Origin of the sequence: Streptococcus oralis, from assembly GCF_003943825.1 — a bacterium.
In the GTDB taxonomy this organism is placed as follows: domain Bacteria; phylum Bacillota; class Bacilli; order Lactobacillales; family Streptococcaceae; genus Streptococcus; species Streptococcus oralis_CD.
In genome coordinates, this window is the sequence record NZ_RJNJ01000012.1 from 23,035 (window position 1) to 39,414 (window position 16,380).

Sequence of the window (16,380 nt, forward strand, 5' to 3'; positions counted from 1 at the left end):
AATGTAAAGGAGTTTTCTTATGAAGAAACAAAAGATAAAATCGCTATTACTTGTACCACTTGTATTTGCATCTATTACTACGGGTGTTGTATATGCAGAAGAACAGCCTACTACTTCATCTATCCAGGCAAATGATAGTTCTGTTGTGGCACCAGATTTGCCATCGGCTAAGGAAAATGTGGAGCATAAACCTTCCGTTGTAACTCCCGAGGAGTATGAACAGAATGTTGCTGACTTTAAAAAGATAGATATTGAAGCCGTTCGTCAATCTTTCACAGAGGATCAATTGGAGCATACTATATATTTTGGTAGAAAAACTTGTTCTCATTGTCGTCAATTTTCTCCTGAATTGAAAGAATTTAATAACTTGATTGAAAAGAAGTTAGAGTATTATGATTTGGATGGTAAAGATTTTGACGGGGAAGCGAGAGAGTTTCTATTTAAAAAAGTCGGTATTCCAGGAACACCAACGATTTTGTATTTAAGAAATGGACATCCGATATCTGGATGGGTTGGTGGCGGAGCAACTGCACAACAGGTGTATGATTATATGTACTCTAGAAACTCACCTAAGCAAACTGAGACAGTGGCATCTTCTGAGGATACAGTAACTGGAAGTGTCCGTGACGATAAAACAGGAGAGGTGAAGAATTCAAAGGAAAATTCGACTAATAACAGTGATAACAGAGAGCCATTGAAGAATAATATTCCTCCTTCTAACACTATAACTGTTCAGTCTGAAGATTTGGTAATGATAGATAAGAAGAAGCGAGGGGAGTCATCTGAGACGATTTCTGAAAATACTGAGAAGTTACAAACTCCTTTATCCAAGGTTGAGGGGAATGATTCTCCCTCCAAAACTAGTCATTTGAGTAAACAATTACTACCTAATACAGGAGTGGAAGAAAGTTACAATCTATTACATCTAGCGGTTGCACTCTTAGTTACTTCAGGTATAATTAAGTGGAGACAAAGAATTCATAAATAAAAATTCTTGAATCCTTATTTTGATTGACTCTAATCGGAGGAGGTTAATTTTATGGTCATTTTTAATAAATGTCATGCCTTGTTTTTTTGATTCTTAGTATTTGTAATCGTTGGTGCAGCGGGGTATTCCATCAATCAAGGGGATTATTTTCAACGCCAGTACACATTCATTGTTGTAAAGAGTCTCTTGCTTTTTCTTAGTTTTGGCTATGCGAAATGGTTTGACATGATTTCTTTTGGGATGTTAAGTAAAAAACAACTCTTGCTCTTCATTGGAATCTTTCTTCTCACTGTGCTGGTAAATATTAGCTATCATGCTTTTTTCTCAGTTGTTTCTGGTGCTTCGGCTCAACACCTTGAGGAAACTAGTAAAGGACTGTTATTGTAAGTGTTACAGTTTTGGGACCAATCCAGGAGGAACTCATCTTCAGAGGACTTCTTCAAGGGGCTATATTTGAAAATTCGTGGTTAGGGCTTGTACTGACTTCCTCTCTCTTTTCTTTCATGCATGGACCTTATGATGTCCCTTCGTTTTTCTATTATCTACTCGGGGGCTTGTTGCTGAGATTTGCTTACAAAAAGAGCCAAAACCTATGGGTTTCCACTTTAGTCCACATGTCTTACAATAGTTTACCACTCTTAACTTATTTATAAAAATCATGAAAAGGTAAGCAGACGATGATGCTTGCTTTTTTAAGCTATAATGATAGCCTGAGCCAATTGAGATGCTTTTCTTTGAGAATCAGGTGTGGAGCGGTTGACGAATAGACCAAAAACTAGTAGAATAGTAAGGAAACTTTATACGGAGGAAAGAAATGGACTTGGGTGATAATGAGCTAACGCTGACCCCTATCCCTGGGAAGAGTGGCAAAGCTTATATGGGAAGCTACCCTGATGGGAAGCGCGTCTTTGTAAAAATGAACACCTCTCCAATCCTACCTGGCCTAGCCAGAGAACAAATCGCTCCTCAATTACTATGGACTCGTCGTTTGCCAGATGGCCGTGATATGTGTGCTCAGGAATGGCTGACGGGCAAAATCTTGACCCCTTACGATATGAATCGCAAGCAGATTATCAATATCTTGAACCGCCTTCACCGCTCGCGTCCTTTGATGAAGCAGTTGAGCCGTTTGGGATACACCATGGAAACACCAGTTGATTTGCTACGTTCTTGGCAGCAAGGAGTTCCAGAAATCTTGAAGCAGAACCACTATTTGAACAGTGTGATTGCTGAACTAGGTAAGACGGTTCCAGGTTTTAGGGAAGACCACGCAACGATTGTGCATGGGGATCTTCGTCATAGTAATTGGATTGAGACAGAGAGTGGGCTCGTTTATCTAGTGGATTGGGATTCGGTTCGTCTGACGGATCGTATGTTTGATGTGGCGCATTTGCTATGTCACTACATTCCGGATCATCAGTGGCGCCAATGGTTGAGAGACTACGGCTATAAGTACAATCAGACAGTGTTAGATAAATTGTATTGGTATGGTCAGTATTCTTATTTGAACCAGATTGCCAAATACTGTGAAAATCAAGATTTAGACAATGTAAACCGGGAGATTTATGCCTTGCGCGTCTTCCGTGACAAGTATGGAAAGAAGAGATGAGAGTTAGAAATCGTAAAGGGGCGACAGAATTACTAGAGGCCAATCCTCAGTATGTGGTCCTCAATCCCTTGGAAGCTAAAGGGAAATGGCGAGACTTGTTTGGAAATGATCATCCTATTCATGTAGAGGTTGGAAGTGGGAAAGGGGCCTTCGTATCAGGAATGGCCAAGCAAAATCCTGACATCAACTACATTGGGATTGATATCCAAAAGTCGGTATTGAGTTATGCCTTGGATAAGGTATTAGAAGTTGGAGTGCCCAACATCAAGTTGCTGTGGGTAGATGGTTCAGATCTGACCGACTACTTTGAAGACGGTGAGATTGATCGTCTCTATCTAAACTTTTCAGATCCATGGCCTAAAAAACGCCATGAAAAACGTCGTTTGACTTACAAGAGTTTCCTGGATACCTTCAAGCGCATCTTGCCTGAGAATGGGGAAATCCATTTCAAGACAGATAACCGTGGCTTATTTGAGTACAGTCTAGTGAGCTTTTCTCAGTATGAGATGAAACTCAATGGGGTTTGGCTAGACTTACATGCCAGTGATTTTGAAGGCAATGTCATGACGGAATATGAGCAAAAATTCTCCAACAAGGGTCAAGTGATCTACCGAGTTGAAGCAGAATTTTAAGAAATAGCTTGAAAACCAGCTGTTTGAGTGCTAATGCTTTACATAAATTGACAAACGTGCTATACTGATAGTAAGAATATGAGAAAGAGAGGCGGGGAAATATCTTCGCCTCTTGCTTATGAGGAGGTGGACGAAATCGCAACAATCGTAGAATTAGTCAGAGAAGTTGTAGAACCTGTCATCCAAGCACCTTTCGAACTCGTGGATATCGAGTATGGAAAGATTGGCAGTGACATGATTCTCAGTATTTTTGTAGACAAATCCGAAGGAATTACCTTGAACGACACGGCAGACCTGACAGAAATCATCAGTCCTGTCCTAGACACCATCAAGCCTGATCCCTTCCCAGAACAATATTTTCTAGAAATCACTAGTCCAGGATTGGAACGTCCTTTGAAAACCAAGGATGCTGTCGCTGGAGCTGTTGGGAAATACATCCATATTGGGCTCTACCAAGCCATTGATAAACAAAAAGTCTTTGAAGGAACTTTGGTATCCTTTGAAGAGGATGAGTTGACCATGGAGTATATGGACAAGACACGTAAGAAAACCGTTCAAATTCCATACAGTTTAGTATCAAAAGCACGTTTAGCAGTAAAACTATAGAAAAGAAAGGATAGCTTTTGAGGATTCAAAAGTAAAAAGAACATGAGTAAAGAAATGCTAGAGGCCTTCCGCATTTTGGAAGAAGACAAGGGAATCAAAAAAGAAGACATCATCGACGCAGTAGTAGAGTCGCTTCGTTCCGCTTATCGCAGACGCTATGGTCAATCAGACAGCGTAGCCATTGACTTCAATGAAAAAACAGGTGACTTTACAGTTTATACTGTCCGTGAAGTTGTTGATGAAGTATTTGATAGCCGTTTGGAAATCAGCTTGAAGGATGCCCTTGCCATTAATTCAGCCTATGAGCTTGGTGACAAAATCAAGTTTGAAGAAGCACCAGCTGAGTTTGGTCGTGTAGCAGCCCAATCTGCCAAACAAACCATCATGGAAAAAATGCGCAAGCAAACACGTGCCATCACTTACAATACTTACAAAGAACATGAACAAGAAATCATGTCTGGTACAGTAGAACGCTTTGACAACCGTTTCATCTACGTCAACCTTGGCAGCATCGAAGCTCAATTGTCAAAACAAGACCAAATCCCTGGAGAAGTCTTTGCTTCCCACGACCGTATCGAAGTCTACGTTTACAAGGTTGAAGACAACCCTCGTGGCGTCAACGTCTTTGTTAGCCGTAGCCATCCAGAAATGATCAAACGCTTGATGGAGCAAGAAATTCCAGAAGTCTACGATGGAACTGTTGAAATCATGAGCGTAGCCCGTGAAGCAGGTGACCGTACTAAGGTTGCAGTTCGTAGTCACAATCCAAACGTGGACGCTATCGGGACAATCGTTGGGCGTGGTGGTGCCAATATTAAGAAAATCACCAGCAAATTCCACCCAGCTCGTTACGATGCCAAGAGCGATCGCATGATTCCTGTCGAAGAAAACATCGACGTTATTGAGTGGGTAGCAGATCCAGCTGAGTTCATCTACAATGCCATCGCACCTGCAGAGGTTGACCAAGTTATCTTTGATGAAAATGACAGCAAACGTGCCTTGGTCGTTGTACCTGATAACAAACTTTCTCTTGCTATCGGTCGTCGTGGACAAAACGTTCGCTTGGCAGCTCACTTGACAGGTTACCGTATCGATATCAAGTCTGCCAGTGAGTTTGAAGCTATGGAAGAAGCAGGTCAAGTGGATTACGCAGCTGCGGATGAATTGACAGAAGAATAAAAGCTGCTAGAGGAGGGAAAGATGAAAACAAGAAAAATCCCTTTGCGCAAGTCTGTTGTATCCAATGAAGTGATTGATAAGCGTGATTTGCTCCGCATTGTCAAGAACAAAGAAGGAGAGGTCTTTATCGATCCGACAGGCAAGGCCAATGGTCGTGGTGCTTATATCAAGCTAGACAATGCAGAAGCCCTAGAGGCAAAAAAGAAGAAAGTCTTTAACCGCAGCTTTAACATGGAAGTGGAAGAGAGCTTTTATGACGAGTTGATTGCTTATGTGGATCACAAAGTGAAAAGAAGAGAGTTAGGACTTGAATAAGCAAAAGATAAGCAATCTCTTGGGACTTGCTCAACGAGCAGGCCGGATCATATCAGGTGAGGAATTGGTGGTCAAGGCCATTCAAGACCAGAAAGCCAAACTAGTTTTTCTAGCACATGATGCTGGCCCTAATCTAACCAAGAAGATTCAAGATAAAAGTGACTATTATCAAGTAGAAGTTATAACCGTGTTTTCAACACTGGAATTAAGCATAGCAGTCGGAAAATCAAGAAAGGTTTTGGCTGTGACAGATGCTGGATTTACAAAGAAAATGAGGTCTCTTATGGAATAGAAGAGGAGGACATGATTTGTCTAAGAAAAGATTGTACGAAATCGCAAAAGAACTTGGAAAAGAAAGTAAAGAAGTTGTAGCGCGTGCAAAAGAGTTGGGCTTGGATGTGAAAAGCCACTCATCGAGCGTGGAAGCTGCTGCTGCGGAGCAAATCGCAGCGAGCTTCAAACCTGCACCTGCTCCTAAGGCAGAAGTAAAACCTGCAGCACCAAAAGCAAGTGTAGAAAAGAAAGCGGAAAAGCCTGCATCAGCTAAACCAGTAGCCGCTAAGGAAGAAAGCAAATCAGCTACACCTGCAGCTCCTAAGGAAGAAAAAGTAGTGGCCGCAAGACCACAAAGTCGAAACTTCAAGGCGGAGCGTGAAGCGCGTGCCAAAGAGCAGGCAGAACGACGCAAACAAAACAAGGGCAACAACCGTGACCAACAACAAAACGGCAACCGTCAGAAAAATGACGGCCGTAATGGTGGTAAAACTGGTCAAGGGAACCGCGACAATCGCCGATTTAACGACCAAGGGAAAAAACCACAAGGTCAAGGGAATCGTGGCAATGATCGCCGTCAGCAACAAGACTTCCAGCCAAAACAAGCTGGTCCACGTGTTGACTTTAAAGCCCGTGCAGCAGCCCTAAAAGCAGAGCAAAATGCAGAGTACGCACGCTCAAGCGAGGAGCGCTTCAAACAATCGCAAGCAGCCAAAGAAGCCTTGGCTCAAGCTAATAAACGCAAGGAGCCAGAGGAAATCTTTGAAGAAGCTGCTAAGCTAGCTGAACAAACGCAGCCAGTCGTAACAGTAGCTCCTGTAGCGAAAGAAGCGCCAGTGGATACACGTCGTAAAAAACAAGCTCGACCAGACAAAGAACGTGACGATTATGATCACGAAGAAGATGGTCCTAGAAAACAACAAAAGAATCGAAGTAGTCAGAATCAAGTGAGAAATCAAAGAAATAGTAACTGGAATAACAACAAGAAAAATAAAAAAGGGAACAAGCAAAACAACCGTAACCAGACTCCAAAACCTGTTACAGAGCGTAAGTTCCATGAATTGCCAACAGAATTTGAGTATACAGATGGTATGACTGTTGCGGAAATCGCAAAACGTATCAAACGTGAACCAGCAGAAATCGTTAAGAAACTCTTTATGATGGGTGTCATGGCCACACAAAACCAATCCTTGGATGGAGAAACCATCGAACTCCTCATGGTGGATTACGGTATCGAAGCCAAACAAAAGGTTGAAGTGGATAATGCCGACATCGAACGTTTCTTCGTCGAAGATGGCTATCTCAATGAAGATGAATTGGTTGAACGTCCACCAGTTGTAACCATCATGGGACACGTTGACCATGGTAAAACAACCCTCTTGGATACCCTTCGTAACTCTCGTGTTGCAACAGGTGAAGCAGGTGGTATCACTCAGCATATCGGTGCCTACCAAATCGTGGAAAATGGCAAGAAGATTACCTTCCTTGATACACCAGGACACGCGGCCTTTACCTCTATGCGTGCGCGTGGTGCATCTGTTACCGATATTACCATCTTGGTCGTAGCGGCCGACGACGGGGTTATGCCTCAGACTATCGAAGCCATCAACCACTCAAAAGCGGCCAACGTTCCAATTATCGTGGCTATCAACAAGATTGATAAACCAGGTGCCAACCCGGAACGCGTTATCGGTGAATTGGCAGAGCATGGTGTTATGTCAACAGCTTGGGGTGGAGATTCTGAATTTGTTGAAATCTCAGCTAAATTCAACCAAAATATCGAAGAATTGTTGGAAACAGTCCTTCTTGTGGCTGAAATCCAAGAACTCAAGGCAGACCCAACAGTTCGTGCGATCGGTACCGTTATCGAAGCTCGCTTGGATAAAGGAAAAGGTGCGGTCGCAACCCTTCTTGTGCAACAAGGTACCTTGAATGTCCAAGACCCAATCGTTGTCGGAAATACCTTCGGTCGTGTCCGTGCTATGACCAATGACCTTGGTCGTCGTGTTAAGGTTGCAGGCCCATCAACACCAGTTTCTATCACAGGTCTAAACGAAGCGCCAATGGCGGGTGACCACTTTGCCGTTTACGAAGATGAAAAATCTGCGCGTGCAGCAGGTGAAGAGCGTGCAAAACGTGCCCTCATGAAACAACGCCAAGCTACCCAACGTGTCAGCCTTGAAAACCTCTTTGATACGCTTAAAGCTGGTGAACTCAAGTCAGTCAACGTTATCATCAAGGCCGACGTACAAGGTTCAGTTGAAGCCCTTTCTGCCTCACTTCAAAAAATTGATGTGGAAGGTGTGAAAGTTACCATCGTTCACTCAGCAGTCGGTGCCATCAATGAATCTGACGTGACTCTTGCGGAAGCTTCAAATGCCTTTATCGTTGGTTTCAACGTACGCCCTACACCACAAGCGCGTCAACAAGCGGAAGCTGACGATGTAGAAATCCGTCTCCACAGCATTATTTATAAGGTTATCGAAGAGATGGAAGAAGCTATGAAAGGGATGCTTGACCCAGAATTTGAAGAAAAAGTTATCGGTGAAGCGATTATCCGTGAAACCTTCAAAGTGTCTAAAGTCGGAACTATCGGTGGATTTATGGTTACTAGCGGTAAGGTTACCCGTGACTCTAAAGTTCGTGTTATCCGTGACGGTGTCGTTATTTACGATGGTGAACTTGCAAGCTTGAAACACTATAAAGATGATGTCAAAGAAGTTACAAACGGTCGTGAAGGTGGATTGATGATTGATGGTTACAATGATATCAAGATGGATGATGTGATTGAGGCTTATGTCATGGAAGAAATTAAGAGATAAGATTTTTGCTCCTTTCTTAGGTGGTGAGGGACGCAAGCAAACCGATGGTTTCATTGCTTATTTTTGAGCCTAGTGTCTCAAAAATCCCCTGTGATGGGACTGATAAATCAGTTCCATCACTTTCACCACAGCGAAAGAAGCGAATGAGTTCAAATTGCACTTCGTTTCAATTTGAACTGAAAAACAATAAATTTAAAAATAGCTAGGTCTGCTGGCCTAGCTTTTGGTTCAAAGTAGAGAAAGGAATATCATGGCAAATCATTTCCGTACGGACCGTGTGGGCATGGAAATCAAGCGTGAAGTCAATGAGATTTTGCAAAAGAAAGTCCGTGATCCGCGTGTCCAAGGCGTGACCATCACAGATGTTCAGATGCTGGGTGACTTGTCTGTTGCCAAGGTTTACTACACCATTTTGAGTAACCTTGCTTCAGATAATCAAAAAGCTCAAATCGGGCTTGAAAAAGCAACTGGTACCATCAAACGTGAACTTGGTCGCAATTTGAAATTGTACAAAATCCCAGATTTAACCTTCGTCAAAGACGAGTCCATCGAATATGGAAACAAGATTGACGAGATGCTACGCAATCTGGATAAGAACTAAGAAAGAGGGGGAACCCTCTTTTTTGGTTCTATATAATATACAAGCTGCTGATATGTAGTTATTAGAAAAGTAAACTTTGAAAGATTAAAATATTTCTTAAAACTCTTTTGTTTTATTATAAAATATGATATTATAAAATATAATGATTATATTTAAAAGGAGATTATATTAATGAAAAATATGAAAAAGTTTTGCTATCTAGGCCTAATTTTCATTTCAATGTCTACTCTAGCAGCTTGTAGCTCTATGTCTAAAAATGCAGATACTTCGTCTAGCACAGAACAAGCGGATGTGTCAACCAGCAGTTCTGAGAAAAAGGGTATCTTTTCTAAAGCCAAAGAGAAATTTAGTTCAAATGATTTTAATCCTCAAGATGTTAGTGATACAACAATTGAATCTATTAAAACCTATGAAGATTATTTAACGATGTTTCAGAAAATCGTTGATAATTATTACACAGAAGCTGACCAAGCCTTTAAAGGTACTGCTTTAGAAGATAGTGCCTCTATCCAAGAATTAAAAGATAGCACGAAAAAAGAAATAGAAGAACAGAAAAAACAATATGGTCCATTAAAGAAAGCGCCAATTCAAGGAAAAGAGGAAATTATTCAATTTCTAAAAGATTATCGTGATAATCTACATCAACAAGTAGAACAGTGGAAAGCTAGTCTATAGTAGGAAGAGTGGGGCTAAAGATGGACTATCAATTATTACCTCATGAATATATGATTATGAATAGTGATGATGTTAGTTTTGGGAAAAATGGTCTGTATACGGATGATCTAATTTTAACAAACTTACATCTAATACACATAAAAAAAGGTATATTTGGGGGAAGAAAAGGACAAATCATCATACCTATTAATCAAATAAAAATATTTGAAGGTAAACCACAAGTTTCTGTAACTAAAAATAATGGTTCTAAACGCTTAGAAATTTACTATAATAGTGGTCAAGCTATTTTCTCATTCTCTAATACTAAAGATACTGACAAGTGGGCAACTAATATTATTAAATTGATTTCTGGTGATACGAATGATTTTGAAAAATTGGGTGATAGCAGTTTGTTTGGAGCAGATGTTTTAGCAGAAACAATTAAAGATACGTTTGATGCTTTCAAAACAGGCTTAGGTTTTAAAGACTCAGAACCAGAAAAATTATCTACCAAGTGTACTTTTTGTGGAGCTCCTTTATCGGGAATGACAAAACAGGTAGTGAAATGTGGCTTTTGTGACATGGAACAGAGTTTGTAGGAGATGAAAGATGGGTATAATTAAAGCAGTAACGGATTCCATTAATGGAACTTTTGCAGACCAGTGGAAAGAAATTATCACAGTACAAGCCTTTGACGAACATACAGCTGTTTGCCCAGGTATTCTTCAAGAAAGTAATAATGGTAGAGGAGTCAATAACAAAGGGTCCCTAGGTATCATTTCAAATGGCTCAAAAATCTTTGTTCCTGAAAATACAGCTGCTTTTATTTTTAGTCAGTCCGGGATAGAAGATATCATCTCAGAACCGGGTGGTTACGAATATCAAAATGGTGAGAGTAGTATTTTTAATGGAGATGGTTTTAAAAAATCATTGTTTGATAATGTCGTGAATCGTGTTGGATTCGGTGGACAAAGTGATCAACAAAAACAGATTTGTTTTGTCAACTTGAGAGAAATTCGTGACATTAGGTTTGGTACTCGTGGACCAGTTATGTACAATGATTTGTTTTATGGTGCGGATTTAGAAGTGCGTGCTTTTGGAACTTTTTCTATTAGAATTACGGATGCTACCCAGTTTGTTAAAAATTTTCTACCAGCAAATGTAACCTATTATTCCTTTGATAGTGCTCAGGCTAGAGCTCAAATAGTAACAGAATTTCTTCAATCCTTTACAATGGCTTTAAATGCTTTATCAACAAGCTATCGTATTTCACAATTGCCTTCACAAACTGGAGTTCTTGCAGATCAAGTATTAAGTAATAAACAATATGCTGGTACTTGGAAGGAACGCTTTGGTTTTGAGATTGTTAAAGTAGCTGTCGCAAATATTGAATTTTCGCCTGAATCCAAGGAACTTGTTAAACAATTTTCATCAAATAAGATGAATTTAAGAGCATATGAGGAAATTTCGCAAAAATCATCTAATATTGCAGCACAACAAAAGATTGCATCAGGAATAGAACAACATGGTTTAGGAGACGGTGCAGGAATGATTTTTGGCATGAATATGGTACAAGGTCTAGATGAAAAGGTGACCAAACCAACTCTTTCTTTAGATGAACAAATTGAAGTCCTAACCAAACTTAAATCACTTTTAGATGCAGGTATATTGTCTCAGGAAGAGTTTGATCTAAAGAAAAAAGAAATTATGGATTTATAATGATAAAAATCAAGTATTGTTATTGATTAAAAGAAGCGAAATTTACCAGATTTAACCTTCGTCAAAGACGAGTCCATCGAATATGGAAACAAGATTGACGAGATGCTACGCAATCTGGATAAGAACTAAGAAGGAGGGGATACCCTCTTTTTTGTTGCCAGAGTATGATAATTGCTATCTGATAATGTATCTATCTGATAAAAATCGGTTTAAAAAATTTGTATATTTCAAATAGTATGATATGATAAAGCTTGATATAAATGAAAAACGGAGAGATATATGGCTAAACAAGATATAGCTATGCAAGTACTGCAACAAGTGGTGAAATTACCCGTAGTCAAAGTTGATCGAGAGAAATTTTTAGTAGAAAAGTTTTCCAAGGAATTAGACCGTAAGGATATTCCAACTTTGATTGAACAAGGACCGACGGCTTTATTACCCCAGGAAAGCTTGGATAGAGTGGCCAAGGCATGTATTAAGGATAATGTCCTGTTAGCCAGTGGAACTTCGGTTTTGGCAGGTTTACCTGGAGGGATTGTCATGGCGATTACTATTCCGACAGATGTAGCCCAGTTTTACGCTTTCTCGTTAAAGCTAGCTCAGGAACTAGGCTATATTTACGGATTTGATGATCTCTGGGCATCGCGCAATGAGTTAAGTGAAGATGCTAAAAACACTCTCTTACTGTATCTCGGTGTGATGCTGGGAGTAAATGGCGCAGGTGCCCTGCTTCGATCAGGCGGTGTGACAGTAGCCAAGCAAGTCATAAAAGTAGTGAACAAGAAAGCCTTGACAAAAACTCTTTGGTATCCAATTTTAGAAAAAGTTTTGAAGATTTTTGGTGTCAATCTGACAAAAGGAGGCCTAGCTAAAGGGATGGGGAAAGTGATTCCTATCCTAGGTGGAGTCATTTCTGGTGGCTTAACCTTTGCGACCATGAAGCCGATGGGAGAAAGATTGCAACAGGAATTGTCCAAGCTAGTCAACTACAATGAAGTGCAATATCAAAGAGACGTTGATACTATCCGAAAAGAGGTCGAAATCATCGAAGGAGAGTAATATGGGATTCATTAAAATTCTAGCTAAGACATACGGGAATTACTTTTTCGTGATGCAAAGCGTCAAAGTTCTGAAGAACATGAAAAAAGACGACAATGCTCTAGTAGGTTTCGGGAAAGTACTGCTTTACTGACAAGTTGATGGATGTAGCCCAGTGGCTCGTAAAACCAGATGATAAGGAATAACTTGAAATGAAAGAAACTAGCAGGAACTCCGCTGCTAGTTTTTTAATCTCTTCCCATATGGTATAATATAAGCAGTAAAATCATTTTATACTCTTCGAAAATCTCTTCAAACCACATCAGCTTCACCTTGCCGTAGGTATGGTTACTGACTTCGTCAGTTCTATCCACAACCTCAAAACACTGTTTTGAGCAACCTGCGGCTAGCTTCCTAGTTTGCTCTTTGATTTTCATTGAGTATTAGAACATACATGGAGGTCGTCATGGACAATATCATCGATGTGTCAATTCCCGTTGCAGAAGTGGTGGAAAAGCATCCAGAAGTTTTGGAAATCCTAGTGGATCTCGGTTTTAAACCACTTGCTAATCCCTTGATGCGCAATACAGTCGGTCGCAAGGTATCGCTCAAACAGGGTTCTAAGCTTGAAGGAACTCCTATGGACAAGATTGTCCGTACACTGGAAGCGAATGGTTACGAAGTGATTGGATTAGACTAATGGCAGATGAACGGATTCATATCCTACGGGATATTTTGTTAGAATTGCACAATGGTGCCTCTCCTGAGTCAGTTCAGGAGCGTTTTGATGCGACCTTTACAGGTGTGTCAGCCATCGAGATTTCCCTCATGGAGCACGAGCTGATGAACTCAGACTCAGGTGTCACCTTTGAAGATGTCATGGAGCTCTGTGATGTCCATGCTAATCTTTTTAAAAACGCTGTTAAGGGTGTCGAAGTAGAGGATACCGAGCATCCTGGCCACCCCGTTCGCGTCTTCAAGGATGAAAATCTGGCTCTCCGTGCAGCATTGATTCGCATTCGGAGATTGTTGGACACCTATGAGTCTATGGAAGACGAGGAAATGCTTGCGGAGATGCGCAAGGGTTTGGTCCGTCAAATGGGACTTTTGGGGCAATTTGATGTCCATTACCAGCGCAAGGAAGAGCTCTTCTTTCCTATCATGGAGCGCTATGGTCACGATTCACCCCCTAAGGTCATGTGGGGAGTGGATGATCAGATCAGGGAACTCTTTCAGACAGCTCTAGCGACGGCTAAGGCACTACCAGAAGTGTCGATTAGCACTGTAAAGGAAGCTTTTGAAGCTTTTGCGACAGAGTTTGAAAGTATGATTTTCAAGGAAGAGTCTATCCTACTCATGATTCTCCTTGAGTCTTTCACCCAGGATGACTGGATTCAGATTGCGGAGGAGAGCGATGCCTACGGCTATGCCATCATCCGTCCGTCCGAGAAATGGGTGCCAGAGCGTCAGAGTTTCGTTGAGGAAAAGAGTGCAGAGGAGCCCGTGCAACTAGACACGGCTGAAAGCCAAGTTCAACAAGTTATCGATACACCAGAAGGTCAGTTTACCATTACCTTTACCCCTAAAGAAAAGAAAGCGGTGCTGGACCGCCATAGTCAACAGGCTTTTGGGAATGGCTATCTTTCGGTCGAGCAGGCCAACCTCATCCTCAATCACCTCCCTATGGAGATTACCTTTGTCAATAAAGACGATATTTTCCAGTATTACAATGACAATACGCCGGCTGATGAGATGATTTTCAAACGGACACCGTCCCAAGTCGGACGCAATGTAGAACTCTGCCATCCGCCCAAGTACTTAGACAAGGTGAAGGCCGTTATGAAAGGTCTTCGTGAAGGGGTCAAGGACAAGTATGAAATGTGGTTCAAGTCTGAGTCGCGAGGTAAGTTTGTTCACATCACCTACGCTGCAGTACACGATGAGAACGGGGAATTCCAAGGTGTGCTGGAGTATGTTCAGGATATCCAGCCCTACCGAGAGATTGATACGGACTATTTCCGTGGATTAGAATAAGGAGAATCAATGAGTTACGAACAAGAATTTATGAAGGAATTTGAGGCCTGGGTTAATACCCAGATCATGATCAACGACATGGCGCACAAGGAAAGTCAAAAAGTCTACGAAGAAGACCAAGACGAACGTGCCAAATATGCCATGATTCGCTACGAGAGTCGCTTGGATGCCTACCAGTTCTTGCTGGGTAAGTTTGAAAACTTCAAAGCAGGCAAGGGATTTCATGATCTGCCAGAAGGCTTGTTTGGTGAGCGAAACTATTAAAATTCAGATACTTTCTTGATTTTTTGCCAAAATCTTGATAGAATATCTTTATTAAATCCTTGTCAGAGCAGGGATTTTTTATTGAAAGGATTTTATCATGTCAAAGAAACTCCAACGTAAAAAACAATTGCGAAATAGCCTTCGTCGTTCAGGTGCATTTTCAACTACAGTGACCAAGGTTGTAGAAGAAACAAAAAAAGTCGTGAAACACGCAGAAAAATCTGCCAGCCAAGCAGGAAAAGTTGTCTCTAAAAAAGTGGAACAAGCAGTAGAAGCGACCAAGGAACAAGCTCAAAAAGTAGCCAATTCAGTAGAAGATTTCGCAGCTACTTTGGGTGGCCTCTCAGTAGATCGCGCGAAGACTTTCTATGATGAAGGCATCAAGTCAGCTTCTGACTTCAAAAACTGGACTGAAAAAGAACTCCTTGCCTTGAAGGGAATCGGCCCAGCTACGATTAAGAAATTAAAAGAACACGGAATCAGCTTCAAGTAATTTTTCTTGTCCCTTGCATTTCTGTGAAAAACTTGCTACAATAAAGCCATTAGAGGTGTTTTGGATCCCACATTTTACAGAAAGTGGCGGTGCTGAGAAGTCCACAAATGTGTCAAAACTGGTTGCTGATGGATGAAAAATGAAATAATATTGTCTTTTTATTATAAAGACGAGAGTTGCGGGCTCTGCCCGAAATTGGGTGGTACCGCGGATAAACACATTCGTCCCTTTCTAGTCTGACTAGGAAGGGATTTTTAATCGCTAATGTCAATGAGGTGTGATAATGGAATTTAGAACGAAAGATTTAAGATTGGAACAAGTTTTTACAGACAAGAATATGTACGAAGTGCCAAATTTCCAAAGAGATTTTTCATGGCAAGAGAAACAATATGATGATTTTATTTTAGATTTAAAAAAGTCAGTCAGATTATCATTTAATGAGTCTAATAATAAAATTGAGTTCAACACAGAAGAGGTAGATTATTTTTTTGGGACTATCTTGTTAGTCGGTGATGGTACTAAACCAAATGTTGAAAAACCTTATAAGGTGATTGATGGTCAACAGAGATTAACGACTATGACACTGTTTTTAGCTTGTATCAAAGATATAATTGATGAATATAATGAGGATAAAGATTCCGAAGATAAATATGCTCATGAATATGATAGTAATCTATTTTTTTCTTATTCAAATTTTGGAAAGACTAGTAAGAAAACACGATTAGTTAATAAAAATTTAAATCCAATTTTACCTTTTGATATTCTAAAGATAGAAGGCCACAATGCTTCTGAAGAAAAAGCATCTAATGTATCCCAAGATACCTTGAGAAAGTCGTTTGATTTTATCAAAGGAAAACTATTAAAAGAGTACTTACTTAAAGGATTGGGGATTAACGACAATAATACCGAATGGAATGATATAAGTTATATAACTTATATTGATTCTTTAGGGAAACAGCTGTTAAACTCAACTGTTATTTGTATCTATTCTTTAGAAGAAAGAGATGTTAATAAAATTTATCAAAATTTCAATTCTAAGGGACTAAGACTAAGTGACATTGATTTAATTAAAAGTAGAATTTTTGAAGTTTTAGATGATGAATATGATGAGACATCTAGAAAGTGGAATTATATTACAGATACGGTTTATAGT

Annotated in this window: 18 protein-coding genes and 3 pseudogenes; all 21 read left to right on the forward strand. The window is 40.4% G+C overall.

Going from position 1 to position 16,380, the window contains the following annotated elements:
* The first annotated feature begins 19 nt into the window (after positions 1–19).
* Complete coding sequence (locus D8863_RS09380; RefSeq protein ID WP_125441755.1) at positions 20–988, forward strand: DUF6568 family protein; 969 nt, start codon at positions 20–22, stop codon at positions 986–988.
* A gap of 105 nt (positions 989–1,093) precedes the next feature.
* Positions 1,094–1,641 (forward strand): annotated as a pseudogene (locus tag D8863_RS09385) (CPBP family intramembrane glutamic endopeptidase).
* Between the two features lie 161 nt (positions 1,642–1,802).
* On the forward strand, positions 1,803–2,597 hold the full coding sequence (ccrZ, locus tag D8863_RS09390) for a cell cycle regulator CcrZ (protein WP_000363019.1): 795 nt from the start codon (positions 1,803–1,805) through the stop codon (positions 2,595–2,597).
* Positions 2,594–3,229 (forward strand): tRNA (guanosine(46)-N7)-methyltransferase TrmB, encoded by a 636-nt coding sequence (gene trmB / locus D8863_RS09395; protein WP_125441756.1) that lies wholly within the window; start codon positions 2,594–2,596, stop codon positions 3,227–3,229. The genes ccrZ and trmB overlap by 4 nt, the downstream gene beginning before the upstream one ends.
* 126 nt (positions 3,230–3,355) lie before the next feature.
* Positions 3,356–3,835, forward strand: a complete 480-nt coding sequence (gene rimP / locus D8863_RS09400) for a ribosome maturation factor RimP (RefSeq protein ID WP_125441757.1) — start codon at positions 3,356–3,358, stop codon at positions 3,833–3,835.
* 42 nt (positions 3,836–3,877) lie between these two features.
* The gene (gene nusA / locus D8863_RS09405; protein ID WP_000032278.1) at positions 3,878–5,014 is read left to right on the forward strand and encodes a transcription termination factor NusA; all 1,137 of its coding nucleotides are present in this window, start codon (positions 3,878–3,880) and stop codon (positions 5,012–5,014) included.
* 21 nt (positions 5,015–5,035) lie between these two features.
* Positions 5,036–5,329 carry an RNase P modulator RnpM gene (gene rnpM / locus D8863_RS09410; RefSeq protein ID WP_006144965.1) on the forward strand — a complete coding sequence of 98 codons (294 nt, stop codon included), beginning with the start codon at positions 5,036–5,038 and terminating at the stop codon, positions 5,327–5,329.
* The gene (locus D8863_RS09415) at positions 5,322–5,621 is read left to right on the forward strand and encodes a YlxQ-related RNA-binding protein (RefSeq protein ID WP_001041396.1); all 300 of its coding nucleotides are present in this window, start codon (positions 5,322–5,324) and stop codon (positions 5,619–5,621) included. The genes rnpM and D8863_RS09415 overlap by 8 nt, the downstream gene beginning before the upstream one ends.
* Positions 5,622–5,637: 16 nt before the next feature.
* Positions 5,638–8,424 (forward strand): translation initiation factor IF-2, encoded by a 2,787-nt coding sequence (gene infB, locus D8863_RS09420; protein ID WP_125441758.1) that lies wholly within the window; start codon positions 5,638–5,640, stop codon positions 8,422–8,424.
* A gap of 250 nt (positions 8,425–8,674) precedes the next feature.
* Complete coding sequence (rbfA, locus tag D8863_RS09425) at positions 8,675–9,025, forward strand: 30S ribosome-binding factor RbfA (RefSeq protein ID WP_001273601.1); 351 nt, start codon at positions 8,675–8,677, stop codon at positions 9,023–9,025.
* Between the two features lie 171 nt (positions 9,026–9,196).
* The gene (locus tag D8863_RS09430) at positions 9,197–9,700 is read left to right on the forward strand and encodes a hypothetical protein (RefSeq protein WP_125441759.1); all 504 of its coding nucleotides are present in this window, start codon (positions 9,197–9,199) and stop codon (positions 9,698–9,700) included.
* A 20-nt stretch (positions 9,701–9,720) separates the two neighbouring features.
* On the forward strand, positions 9,721–10,278 hold the full coding sequence (locus tag D8863_RS09435; protein ID WP_125441760.1) for a C1 domain-containing protein: 558 nt from the start codon (positions 9,721–9,723) through the stop codon (positions 10,276–10,278).
* 10 nt (positions 10,279–10,288) lie between these two features.
* On the forward strand, positions 10,289–11,398 hold the full coding sequence (locus tag D8863_RS09440; protein WP_125441761.1) for an SPFH domain-containing protein: 1,110 nt from the start codon (positions 10,289–10,291) through the stop codon (positions 11,396–11,398).
* 30 nt (positions 11,399–11,428) lie between these two features.
* Positions 11,429–11,527: pseudogene (locus D8863_RS09445) on the forward strand (30S ribosome-binding factor RbfA); the annotation flags it as partial.
* A gap of 150 nt (positions 11,528–11,677) precedes the next feature.
* On the forward strand, positions 11,678–12,457 hold the full coding sequence (locus tag D8863_RS09450; protein WP_042768003.1) for a hypothetical protein: 780 nt from the start codon (positions 11,678–11,680) through the stop codon (positions 12,455–12,457).
* 1 nt (position 12,458) lies between these two features.
* Positions 12,459–12,642, forward strand: a pseudogene (locus D8863_RS09455) (hypothetical protein).
* Positions 12,643–12,902: 260 nt separating this feature from the next.
* Positions 12,903–13,136, forward strand: coding sequence for a DUF1858 domain-containing protein (locus tag D8863_RS09465; protein ID WP_125441763.1), 234 nt, complete (start codon positions 12,903–12,905; stop codon positions 13,134–13,136).
* The gene (locus tag D8863_RS09470; RefSeq protein ID WP_125441764.1) at positions 13,136–14,470 is read left to right on the forward strand and encodes a DUF438 domain-containing protein; all 1,335 of its coding nucleotides are present in this window, start codon (positions 13,136–13,138) and stop codon (positions 14,468–14,470) included. Before D8863_RS09465 ends, D8863_RS09470 begins: the two co-directional genes overlap by 1 nt.
* A 9-nt stretch (positions 14,471–14,479) precedes the next feature.
* The gene (locus tag D8863_RS09475) at positions 14,480–14,734 is read left to right on the forward strand and encodes a DUF1912 family protein (protein ID WP_045618120.1); all 255 of its coding nucleotides are present in this window, start codon (positions 14,480–14,482) and stop codon (positions 14,732–14,734) included.
* Positions 14,735–14,831: 97 nt separating this feature from the next.
* The gene (locus D8863_RS09480) at positions 14,832–15,227 is read left to right on the forward strand and encodes a helix-hairpin-helix domain-containing protein (protein WP_042902047.1); all 396 of its coding nucleotides are present in this window, start codon (positions 14,832–14,834) and stop codon (positions 15,225–15,227) included.
* A gap of 283 nt (positions 15,228–15,510) precedes the next feature.
* A partial coding sequence (locus D8863_RS09485; protein ID WP_142999479.1) for a DUF262 domain-containing protein occupies positions 15,511–16,380 on the forward strand: 870 nt, incomplete at its 3' end.